General features: G+C 43.5%; 10 protein-coding genes. 6 read left to right on the forward strand and 4 right to left on the reverse strand.

Annotation, left to right across the window (positions count from 1 at the left end; translation table 11 throughout):
- Window positions 1-17: 17 nt before the first annotated feature.
- From dddY to ardA, 3 genes are all read right to left on the reverse strand, one after another.
- Window positions 18-1,262: a dimethylsulfoniopropionate lyase DddY gene (gene dddY / locus L2740_RS05970; protein ID WP_248949188.1), complete on the reverse strand. Its 1,245-nt coding sequence runs from the start codon at window positions 1,260-1,262 to the stop codon at window positions 18-20.
- Window positions 1,263-1,725: 463 nt separating this feature from the next.
- Entirely contained in the window at window positions 1,726-2,079 is a 354-nt protein-coding gene (gene ardB, locus L2740_RS05975; protein WP_248472172.1) for an acrylate reductase cytochrome subunit ArdB, read from the reverse strand.
- Between the two features lie 29 nt (window positions 2,080-2,108).
- Window positions 2,109-3,629, reverse strand: coding sequence for an acrylate reductase flavoprotein subunit ArdA (gene ardA / locus L2740_RS05980; protein WP_248949189.1), 1,521 nt, complete (start codon window positions 3,627-3,629; stop codon window positions 2,109-2,111).
- Between the two features lie 482 nt (window positions 3,630-4,111).
- Here ardA and L2740_RS05985 point away from each other — a divergent pair, with 482 nt between their 5' ends.
- Window positions 4,112-5,044: a LysR family transcriptional regulator gene (locus L2740_RS05985; protein ID WP_248949190.1), complete on the forward strand. Its 933-nt coding sequence runs from the start codon at window positions 4,112-4,114 to the stop codon at window positions 5,042-5,044.
- An 84-nt stretch (window positions 5,045-5,128) separates the two neighbouring features.
- On the opposite strand, the gene acuI is transcribed toward L2740_RS05985, so the two are convergent.
- Window positions 5,129-6,109, reverse strand: a complete 981-nt coding sequence (acuI, locus tag L2740_RS05990; protein ID WP_248949191.1) for an acrylyl-CoA reductase (NADPH) — start codon at window positions 6,107-6,109, stop codon at window positions 5,129-5,131.
- A 246-nt stretch (window positions 6,110-6,355) separates the two neighbouring features.
- On the opposite strand from acuI, the gene exaC reads away from it, so the two are divergent.
- The 5 genes from exaC to L2740_RS06015 all read left to right on the forward strand — a co-directional run bounded on the left by exaC (window position 6,356) and on the right by L2740_RS06015 (window position 11,993).
- On the forward strand, window positions 6,356-7,876 hold the full coding sequence (gene exaC, locus L2740_RS05995; protein ID WP_248949192.1) for an acetaldehyde dehydrogenase ExaC: 1,521 nt from the start codon (window positions 6,356-6,358) through the stop codon (window positions 7,874-7,876).
- 196 nt (window positions 7,877-8,072) lie between these two features.
- Window positions 8,073-9,626: a YjjI family glycine radical enzyme gene (locus L2740_RS06000; protein WP_248949193.1), complete on the forward strand. Its 1,554-nt coding sequence runs from the start codon at window positions 8,073-8,075 to the stop codon at window positions 9,624-9,626.
- Window positions 9,627-9,647: 21 nt separating this feature from the next.
- On the forward strand, window positions 9,648-10,526 hold the full coding sequence (locus tag L2740_RS06005; protein ID WP_248949194.1) for a YjjW family glycine radical enzyme activase: 879 nt from the start codon (window positions 9,648-9,650) through the stop codon (window positions 10,524-10,526).
- A 234-nt stretch (window positions 10,527-10,760) separates the two neighbouring features.
- Window positions 10,761-10,907, forward strand: coding sequence for a hypothetical protein (locus L2740_RS06010; RefSeq protein WP_248949195.1), 147 nt, complete (start codon window positions 10,761-10,763; stop codon window positions 10,905-10,907).
- A 93-nt stretch (window positions 10,908-11,000) separates the two neighbouring features.
- Complete coding sequence (locus L2740_RS06015) at window positions 11,001-11,993, forward strand: hypothetical protein (protein WP_248949196.1); 993 nt, start codon at window positions 11,001-11,003, stop codon at window positions 11,991-11,993.
- Window positions 11,994-12,030: the final 37 nt, after the last annotated feature.

A 12,030-nucleotide genomic window follows, 5' to 3' on the forward strand; every position in this document is an offset into this window, starting at 1 on the left:
TATTGCCACCAAAGTGATTACCATTTAACTTTTGTTAAATCGCACTGAATAACTTCACCGCGTTTAGCCGGAGTGCCTGGATTTGCTGCAGACTCACATAATAAGGTTGTGCCATAGTCATTACGCTTATCATTGGCATTACTACGTGCCCAAACAGACACAATTGCACGCTCTTCTGGCTTAGCTTCACAGCTACCATCTACATCAAATGCATGGATAGTGTTTTGGTGGAAATAGATCAACGAATCTTGCTCTGCACTACCAGACAACCACATGGTTTGCGAGTTATGCTGGCCTTCATCAAACTGCACTCGGCGTACGGTATCGTCTTCTTTTACCGTTTTAACTAACGGTGAATCTTCACGAATCGCCATAGTTTTAAATTGGTTGGTACACGCAGGAACACGCATGTTGTAGTACATTTCAGAAATTGCATGGTTGTGGAATGGGTATAGCGTATCCACTGCTTGCACTGTCATACCGACTTCAGCACCGACTTTCTCACCATTGATTTCATCAATGCGCAATAAGCCCCAGTGACCAAAGATTTCAGCGTAGGCATAACCGCCGCGAATATTGTCAAAGTTTTTATCGTTGCGCTTGCCCTCTTCTGCGTACATAGGGAACCAACCTGCTGCAGCCCAAAGGTTTGGTAATGAGTTAGCGCTAATATCATAAGGGAATACTGCTGGCATTTTCACTTCATCGCCAGTCACCATCTTGTAGAAGTTATTAGTAAAGCTCTTGCCGTACTCTTTAACTTGTTTATCTGTTACTTTTTCATCGAAAAATTCAGTAAATGTAGTGCGCTTAAAGTGCTGCGCTACAGGTGAGTTTTTAGTTAGCTCTCCACCTGGGTTATAGATCCAGCTAACATCTTCACGAGCACCGAAACATTTCTTAGCTTCATCAGCGTTATTAATCACTTGGTAGATGTTTTTAACCATCAGTTTCATATCACGACGGTCCATCACACACATGTGCTGGCCACCTTCAGTAGAATCTACCATTGCAGTATCAGAGTTTAAGCAACCGCTGCTTTGATCATTGGTTAATGCTTCTGCATAGGCGCGTAAATAAGTGAGTGTTTCATCCCACAAAATATCAATATACTTTTGATCTTTTGCGCTATAAGTTGGTGATTCACCTAAACACTGAAATTGCGCACCATTAATATCATTTTTATCTAGGAAGTCTGGGATCTCTCCAGCCACTAAACCATTTGATAATAATAAGCTACTTAGTAACATTGTATATTTCATATCTAAAACCTACTTTTGTTATATTTTAAAACTCATAATCGAGTTAAATAATATATATGGAATCAGTTCCAAAAATATAACCAAACCATGTTTATCGATTGATAACAACGAACCGATCACAGTTACATAAAAATCAGCTTAATTAACAATCGTCTATTTTAAATTACTTTATTTAGCAACAATTAAAGTATTCAAACCCTAAGTCACAGTTAATATATAAATGCCTGCAGCATCACGCTCAACTTATAAAACAAGGCCGTCAGCTACGATAAACCTAAAATATAAAACATATTCCCAATTGCTTTAATTTTGAGATAAGCACAAAAGCTGAATATATCGAAACAAAAAAATTAAAGTTAGAAATAAAAAAAGACCACTTTCGTGGTCTTTTTATTTGCAGGGATAATATAAAGTAATTGTAAAGAGATGAAGTTTACTAATTACTTTTTAATAAACGAATCGTTTATTCTTTATGCTTGTCGTACTTAAAAGTATGACAGTTGCTGCATAAAGGTTTCTTCGAGCCGTGCTCGCTATGACATTCTTGGCAAGGAAGCTCTTTACCATAGTGCAAGTTATTGTGTGGGTTTTGCCACTTGTCTTCTTCACTACGTGCAGTTTGCTCTGCTAAATCATCAACATCATGACATTGTAGACAGGCTTGATCAGATGGGAACTGCTTAATGCCATTGTCATGACAAGCCTTACAATCTTTCCCGATCACTTCTTTATGGTGGTCACGTATTTCAACAGCCTGTGCAGACAGTGTTAGTAGGCAACCAAATGTTAGCGCTAATACCGCTTTTAATTTACTCATCACTCATTCCTCTTAATTATCTGGCAGATTTAGGCTTTCATCATGCTGCGTGCAGCAGTCATACCCATCACCATGCATTCAGGAATAGAGCAACTACCCAAACGGCTCACACCATGAATACCACCACACACTTCACCAGCTGCGTATAGACCTGGAATAGCTTGACCAGTAAAGCTGTCTTTTACTTCAGCATTAGTGTTGATCTGCACACCACCTTGGCAGTAATGCACTTTTGGCCATAAACGCACAACAGTGAAAGGTGCTTGGATATACTTACCCTTAGCTTCTGTCATGTTCTTACCAAACTGTGGGTCATTTTGAGTCTTAACGTATTCGTTGTACTCAGCAATTTGCTGCTTAAGCGGTGCTAAAGGCACTTCAAAGTGCTTAGCTAACTGCTCGATTGAATCGAACTTCCAACCTACGTTGTACTTAAGTACTTTCTTAGTATTTGGATGCTTCTTCGAATCTTCATAGCTAGTGATTAGAATTGGTGGTAATGCATTACCTTTAGCATCACGACAGTTCAACTCAGCATCGGCACGTGTCTTACGGTCAGCGATTTCGTTCATGAAACGCTTACCAGTTAAACGGTCAATCGCAACTGAATGTGGGAAGTTGTAGATAGAGTAGTTAGATACATAACCAAAACCACCTTCATCAGGCGATGCCCATGGACCAGACTGGATATGCGCTAAGTGAACAGGTACCGCACCTAGGCGGAACATTTCGTACATACCTTCACCAGTAGCACCCGGAGCGTTAGTACAACCAACTTCAGCAGTTAATGTTGGGTCTTGCGCCATACGTAAATCAACGTTTTGTGCAAAACCACCGGTTGCCATAATCACGCCGCGTTTAGCGCGGATATTGCTAACTTTACCTGGCTGATCTTCACCAAAGTGGTAGTTATCACGCATTTTAACGCCTAATACTTCACCTTTATCGCCCACTAAGAAACCTTCGAACTTAGCGCGGTTGTGAGTATGCACGCCTAACTTACGGCATTCTTGTAATAGCGGTTGGGTAATACCAGCACCACAGCTCACTGTTGTTTGGTAAGTACGCGCAACTGAGTGACCACCTAGTTGCTGTAGGTATGGGTGATATTCAGAACCAGCGTCTAAAGTCATCTGTAATGCTTCAACAGCGTGCTCAGCAACGTGACGAAGTAGCGCCTCATCAGCAATACCACGGCCCGATGCAAGCTGATCGGCAACCATAGTTTCTACAGAGTCTTTTACACCCTCTTCTTTTTGCATTGGCGTACCAGGCGCAGCGAACAAACCACCGTTAATCGCAGAGTTACCACCAAAGTAAGACATCTTTTCGAAGATATGTACGTCTTTTGCGCCTTTGCGTGTTGCTTCAATAGCAGCCGCTAAGCCCGCAAAACCTGAACCGATAATTAGGACTTCAACTTCTTTGTCCCATTTAACGCCGTCCGCCTTTTCAGATACAGCCAAAGCTGGTGCGGCCATTGCTACGCCAGCTGCAGCTCCAAATCCTTTAATGAAATTGCGGCGTCCTAGCAGATCTTTATTACTCATCTGTCATCACCCTATTAGTTTTATTAGACGCAATAATCATAAGGGTGGAATGAGTTCCAAAACGGGAGTTAAGCAGGTATTTATCAGAAACATTAAAACAACATATCTGAACTCAAACCTAGGTCTAATGTTTGAGTTTTTTATTACTTTAGAGGTATTTTGGAACCCATTCCAAATACTGAGCCACAGCAAAATATCTAACCATAACCCCAGAAAAACTCAGTAATAGCAGCGAGTTCACTTGCATTTTAGGCTAAGCTTACTACCTAATTAGTGGTCATCTTACTAGCCCAATAAGCCTATAACATCATCAGGTTATATTTGTGTAAAAACAGTCACCTAAACTCAAACAAGCGCCAAGCTATCGTGCTGGAAAAACCATCATATTTTTCCATATAGGACTGATACCAAAAAAGCGCTAAACTTCACTAAGCAATCATGTCTTTATACTGATTAATACTCATTGGAAAATCCGAGATATTATGGAATTAGAAGAGATCTACCGCCAAGATCTAAGCCTGCTTATCGCGCTGCAAATATTGGTTGAAGAACGCAGCGTAACGCAAGCAGCTAAACGACTGCATTTAAGTCAGTCTGCTACCAGTCGCATTTTGTCTCGATTGCGCGAAATGTTAGATGATCCACTCTTTTCCAGAGTCGGCCAGCAGCTAGTGCCCACCTCTTTTGCACTGGAATGCTACCAACAGTTACGCCAGCCCACAGGCCAGTTAATCGAGCTACTGACACCTAAAGCTTTTGTGCCGCAGGAATGCAAACAGCAGTTTTCTATCGCAGCAACTGACTATGCAATGCAGGCGTTGATCCCGTTTATTTTGCCGCATATTTATCAGCAAGCGCCGCAGATCCGCCTTGAGATAGTGCCAGTGCAGCAAAAAGAATTACAGGCGCAGCTCAGTGTAAAAGGCGCAGATATGGCAATTTGTCGTGCCATAGGTCAGACCGGCAATTTACAGCATACTTTTCTTGGCAAAGTGGGGGTGAGTTGTTTAGTGTCGCCAAACCATCCATTGGCCGATCGCGATATCAGCCTAGAGGATTACCTCTATTATCCTCATGCAACGATTGCCATTAGTGACGGAGTAAAAGCCTTACTCGATGACGCCATTAGCCAGTATCCGCCGCGCACCGAACTATTAAGAACACCGCATTTAGATACAGCGTTAGCGTTGCAATCGGTTAACCCGTTAATTATTACCGTACCAGAAGGTATGGCAGCGATAGCCGCCGAGCGCCATCGACTCAAGGTAAAACCGCTGCCGTTTAAGCTACAAAGCTTAGATTACAACCTGTTTTGGCATTCGCGCTGCGAGCAAGACAAGGCACAAAAATGGTTACGCCAAGAGATAGCCAATGCAACCCAAGCAATACTGGCGCAAACACCACAAAATACCTGACGACATGATCAACTGAAATCACCACCAGACAAACACAAAAAAGCCCAGCAATTGCTGGGCTTTTCGGTTCTGGCTGAATTTAGCTTATAGCTGCACCAATACTCGACCAGTGACTTGACCTTTAATAATGCGCTGCGCATATTCAGGTACTTGCTCAAGGGCAATAGTCTCACAAGCATCGTCAAAATAGCTGGCTGGTAGCAAGTTAAGTACAGCTTCCCAAGCCGCTTGGCGCTTTTCAAATGGGCAAGCTACAGAGTCAACACCCAGTAGATTTACGCCACGTAAGATAAATGGCATAACCGTTGTTGGCAGTGCAAAACCACCCGCTAAACCACAAATTGCAGCAGCGCCGCCGTAGTTCATCTGTGCCAATGCTGTCGCCAATACCTTGTTACCTACCGTATCAACCACACCTGCCCAACGTTGCTTTTCAAGTGGACGCGAATCCGCTTCAAGCTCGCTACGGTCAATGACTTCGCTAGCACCTAACTTAGTTAGTAATGCACCGTTTTGCTCTACACGACCAGAGCTTGCCACAACACGATAACCTAGCTGCGCTAGCAAGGTCACCGCAACTGAACCAACGCCACCACTGGCGCCAGTAACTAAAATATCGCCGTCTGCTGGTTTAATACCGGCATTTTGTAAAGCTTGCACACATAACATTGCCGTTAAGCCCGCAGTACCAATTTGCATCGCTTTAGCTGCGTCACAATTACTTGGCATTGGCACTAACCAATCTGCTTTAACACGGGCTTTTTCAGCAAGGCCGCCCCAGTGATTTTCACCTACGCCCCAACCTGTAAGGATAACCTTGTCACCTGCTTTATAACGCTCGTCGCTCGACTCAAGTACCGTACCCGCAAAGTCGATACCCGGAACCATAGGGAAATTACGAATAATTTTGCCTACGCCAGTTACCGCTAAACCATCTTTGTAGTTAAGTGATGAGCAGGCAACATCAACTAATACTTCACCTTCAGGTAGATCGGTTTCAGCGATTTGACGAACATTCGCAATAGTAAGCTTTTCTTCTTGGGTCAAAACCAGTGCGTTAAACATGACAAGTTCCTATAAAAACTGATGGATGAAGCATAGGCCATAAACAGCTATGAATGAAGTGCATATTTTGCATTGAAATAATGCGCTCTGCGCATATAAGAAAAATTAACCAAATTAAACCATCTTGCTCAGTAATATTAGACTAAAAAAACTCCGCCTTGCTAGTCGACTTTATTCCTATACAGCGCTCGCTATTTTATAGACTACACTGAGTTGCCGCATAAAAAACGTACAAGGAATATAAGTATGATTTATAACAAGCCAGGCACACCCGGCGCGAAAATTAACTTCAAGTCACAGTACCAAAATTTTATTGGTGGTGAATGGGTTAAACCTGTAAATGGCCTCTATTTTGACAACAGCTCACCGGTCGACGGCCAAGTGTTTTGCCAAGTCCCACGCTCTGATGCAAACGACATTGAATTAGCACTCGACGCAGCCCACGCAGCCAAAGACACATGGGGCAAAACTTCTGTCACTGAACGAGCAAACATCTTACTGCGTATAGCTGACCGCATTGAACAGAACATCGAAAGCTTAGCCATTGCTGAAACTTGGGATAACGGTAAAGCCGTGCGCGAGACTCTCGCCGCAGACCTACCGCTTGTGGTCGACCATTTTCGCTATTTTGCCGGCTGCATTCGTGCCCAAGAAGGCAGCGCAGCAGACATTGACGCCAACACCGTTAGTTATCATTTCCCTGAGCCATTGGGCGTTGTCGGGCAAATTATCCCATGGAACTTCCCTATCTTAATGGCGGCATGGAAAATCGCCCCCGCCCTTGCCGCAGGTAACTGTGTGGTATTAAAGCCTGCCGAGCAAACGCCAGCTTCATTGTTAGTGATGCTCGAACTGATTGAAGATCTATTGCCCAATGGCGTACTCAATGTGGTTAATGGCTTTGGCGCCGAGGCCGGACAAGCACTAGCAACCAGCAGCCGTATCGCTAAACTCGCCTTTACCGGCTCAACAGAAATTGGTCATCACATTTTAAAATGTGCCGCTGAATCGCTGATCCCCTCCACCGTTGAGCTTGGTGGTAAGTCGCCTAACATTTATTTTAGTGATGTAATGGATCATGAAGATGAATATTTAGATAAAGCGGTAGAAGGCATGCTACTGGCCTTTTTCAATCAAGGTGAAGTCTGTACTTGCCCATCGCGAGTGCTGATCCACGAAGGCATTTACGACAAGTTTATTGCCAAAGTGATAGAGCGCAGTAAAACCATTAAGCAAAGTAACCCACTCGATACCGACACCCAAGTTGGCGCACAGGCTTCACAAGAGCAGTTCGACAAGATCTTAAGTTATCTGCAAATTGGTAAAGATGAAGGCGCTGAAGTCTTGATTGGCGGCGACCTATGTCAACTTGAGGGAGAACACAGCCAAGGCTATTACATTAGTCCCACCATCTTAAAAGGCACCAATGATATGCGCATCTTCCAAGAAGAAATTTTTGGACCCGTGATCTCAGTGACCACCTTTAAAGATGAAGCCGAAGCCCTAGCCATTGCCAACGACACCGAATACGGCCTAGGCGCAGGCGTGTGGACCCGAGATATGAATACCGCCCAGCGTATGGGGCGTGGGATTCAAGCGGGACGGGTGTGGATTAACTGCTACCACGCCTATCCAGCCCACGCGGCTTTTGGCGGCTATAAAAAGTCAGGTATTGGCCGCGAAACCCATAAGATGATGCTCGACCATTATCAAAATACCAAGAATCTATTAATTAGCTACGACGTTAATCCACTCGGCTTCTTTTAAGCTTAATAGTCAGGCTAACGCCTTTGTTAGCCTGATCCTCTCTGTCACTCGCTGCCACTTGCCACAAGATCGACAAAGTTGCGATCTCACGCTGGCGATTTCCATATTGGAAATCACTATTTAGCAGTTTTTCACTATCTGAATTCAATCCCTAGGCAGTAAAATCTCGGCAAAACATCTTTGTGGATATTGCACCATGACACTGCAAGCGCGATTCGCTGAAATTAGCCGTAACCCTCTACTATCACCAAAACAAAAATCAGGCTTACTTGCCCTAGAAGCCGAAGCAGCTGTACCTTATGTAGCTGTCTCTGATGCAGTAAAGCAAGCAATGGCACAAGGGGCTATTTGCGACATGTTTGAAGGTCATGCACCATTTAAACCACGCTACGTACTACCAGACTACGCCAAGTTTTTACAAAACGGCTCAGAGTATTTAGAGCTAGCGCCAGCACAAGATCTGGATGAAGCGCTAAACGCATTAACCATTATCTACCATCACGTACCATCGGTTACTAATATCCCAGTGTATTTAGGCCAACTGGATGATGTGTTATTGCCCTACTGCCAAGGGCTCGACGAAGAAACGATTTACCGTAAGTTAAAGCTGTTTTGGATCATGCTAGATCGCACCTTGCCTGACGCCTTTATGCACGTAAACATCGGCCCAACTGACAACATAGTGTGCCGCACTATTTTACGTGTCGATGCAGAGCTAAAGCAGATAGCGCCAAACCTAACCTTTATGTACGACCCAAGCGTTACCCCAGATGAATTACTGCAAATTGCCGCCAGCAATATTTGTGAATGCAGCAAGCCACATATCGCCAACTACCCTATTCACGCGAATACATTCGACCAGCAAGGTTTTGGCATTGTCAGCTGTTATAACTCGCTACCATTAGCCGGTGGTGCTAACACCTTAGTGCGCATGAATTTAAAAGAAGTGGCGCTACAAGCCAGCAGCATAGGCGACTTTTTTAGCAATGTATTGCCACACTACTGCCAGTTAACCTTCGAGTTAATCAATGCCCGCGCCTCGTTTTTGCACCAAGAATCTAACTTCTTCAATAGCTTTTTAGTCAAAGAAGGCTTAATCGAAGAGTCACGCTTTGCACCTATGTTTGGTATTTACGGCATGGCCGAAGCCGTTAATATTTTGCAAGGCACGCCAGACTTTAATGAAGACAGCCTAGACAAGCCAAGTAACCATTATGGTCATAACATCGCCGCTAACGAACTTGGGCATCAGATCTCTAAAGCACTAGATGCCATCGTTAAAGCAACCCCAGTAAAATATGGTTATAACGACCGTGCTTTGCTGCACTCTCAAGGCGGCATGAACACAGACCGAGATGTGACGCCAGGCGTGCGTATTCCTTACGGCACCGAGCCAAACCCAATTACTCATATTCAAGCATTGGCCGAGCATCACCAATATTACACCTCGGGCATTAGCGACATTCTCACCATAGATGAAACAGTAAAAGCCAACCCGCAAGCAATGATGCAGCTATGTAAAGGCGCACTTAGCTTAGGTTTCCGCGAATTTAGCGCTAACGTCGCATCAAACGATTTAGTACGAGTAACCGGCTATATGGTCAAACTGTCAGATATCGCTCGCTATAAGGAACAAGGCTCGCGCACCAACACCACCAGCTTAGGTGCAGATGCCGCGCAAAACACCAAAATCCTAGAGCGCCAACCACGCGTTGTAGCTCACGAGCTAACGCCAGCGCACAGCAAGTAATTAAGGATTTAGGCGAGCAAGATGGGCAGAGTTGCAACAGTTAATCAGATCATCCCGTTTTCTTGTGTCGATGGCCCGGGCAGTCGCCTGGTCATCTTCATGCAAGGCTGTAATTTTAACTGCAAAAATTGCCACAACCCTTACACCATAGATATGTGTAACAGTTGCGGTGATTGCGTAGCAACTTGCCCAGCAAATGCATTATCACTGACCCACGACCCACAGGGAAAACCCAAGGTTGTTTGGCACAGTGATAACTGCACTCAATGCGATATCTGCTTAGCAACCTGTCCTAGGCAATCTAGCCCTAAGACTCGCCAATACAGCGTAGAGCAAATGCTAACGCTGATCCGCAGCCAAGTGTTTTTCATCAACGGCATTACCGTAAGTGGCGGCGAAGCAACGCTACAACTGCCGTTTATTATCGAGTTATTTCAAGCGATAAAAAGCAGCGATGATTTAGCTCATTTAAGTTGCATGATCGACAGTAACGGCTACTTGTCGACAAATGCTTGGCAGCAAGTAATGCCTTATTTAGATGGTGCAATGATTGATTTAAAATCGTGGCAGCAAGAGACACACCACTACATCACCAACCGCGATAACCACAGAGTATTTGCCAGCCTAAAGCTACTGGCAGAGCAAAATAAGCTGTATGAGATCCGCTTATTGCATATCCCCAACGTGAGTGATTTTGACCGCGAAATCGACGCTGTGGCTGTTTATCTGAGTCAGTTACCAGCCAGTGTTAGGGTCAAGCTTAATGCGTTTCAACATCATGGGGTGACTGGCGAAGCCCTTAATTGGCCAACTTGCAGTGAACAACAGATGCAGGAGTTAGCAGCACGGCTAACTGAACGTGGTGTGGCTAATCTTATATTACCCAATGTTTATTTGTAGGCTTTCTTGCCAGCCTAGTGTGGCGCTTTAGGTAAAGCGGTGAACCTTTGGGTTGCGTGTTCATAGGTAGTATTTGCTGTATCTTCCTACATCAGTGGTTCCAATGGCCTGCAGCCAGCGTTTTGATACGCGGTTCTAGCCAACGCGTTAACGCTAGGAAGAATCTACAGCAGTGAACCTTTAGGTTATTCGTTATTTGCATCCATAAACCAACTTACAACATCGGTGGTTCCAATGGCTTGCAGCCAGCGTATGTGCAGACACTTCTTAGGCACGCTGCAAGTACGTCCGTGTAAGCTCTACGATGGCATCCATGCCATCAAAGGCCTAAGCCGCATCTACACTGGGTTGGAAAAACCAAATAATTTAGCTAAAGAGTAACACTGAGGTTACTAAATGTAAGTAATAGCACTTACCTTTTATGTACGACGCGAGTATAGTATTTTTAATTAATTTAATGATTTAGGCTTAGACGTGAAAGACTTTTTTGACCATATATTTAGTCATTTCAAACCGATATTGGATAATGCTAGTTATCGAATTAATAACCCTTTTGGAGGAGCATTTCTTTTTTCTTGGATAATTTTAAACTGGAAGACCGTTTATTTTTTTATACTTGGTGATGGTACAGTTCTTTCAAAAATAAAAATCATCGAGAACTATTACCTCACCAAAGAAGGTGAAATGAGCTACTTTTACTTGATCTGGTTACCTGCATTTGCTGCCACTCTTTTCATAGCACTTGCACCAGCTCTTTCAAACTTAGCAACAACAATATGGCTATGGTCAGATAGAAAATCTGCCTCTTTAAGAATAAAATTCATCGAAAAATCAATACCAATATCGCCAGAAGACCAAGCTCAGATGTATGCCGCATTTGAATCTGTTAAGAAAGATTTTCAGGACAAAATTCAAAAATTAGAAGAGGAAAATAGAGGGTTACGCAAGGTTGCAGCGCTTAAAAATGAGCAATTTGAAAACAATATCCAACATGACCACGAAACGCTAACGGCTAAATCAGAGAACAACAGCCGACCTGATAGTAAAACATTTCAAGCTAATATCCGTAAAAATGTGGATGCAGCTAAAAATCGAGACCAAGATGCACAAAAAGACTTCAATGACCAACAAACTATGGACTCTAAAGATCTTTACAATCTATATAACCTAAAATCCAATGCGCACAATATTGAGCAATGGATTGGAAGGGAGTTAAAGTTAAAAGTTGACTACAACTACCACTATGCTGAAATCCTAGATATAAAAGCTCTTATTGGCAAATTAATACAAGATGGAAAAATAAAAGCCTCAACTATAAATGAACAAGGTCGCAATATAAATCTACAGCAAGTTACCTCTTTTTTAATTCGCATGGAGCTATCTGATGTAGTGGAAAGAATCAATGATGCAACTTATGAACTAACTGAAGCAACACTCTCAGCTCTAGCCGAAATAGTAAGTAACTAAGTCATTACAGATTATTAGGCTAAATCCTTATATTCTT

Origin of the sequence: Shewanella pneumatophori, from assembly GCF_023283895.1 — a bacterium.
In the GTDB taxonomy this organism is placed as follows: domain Bacteria; phylum Pseudomonadota; class Gammaproteobacteria; order Enterobacterales; family Shewanellaceae; genus Shewanella; species Shewanella pneumatophori.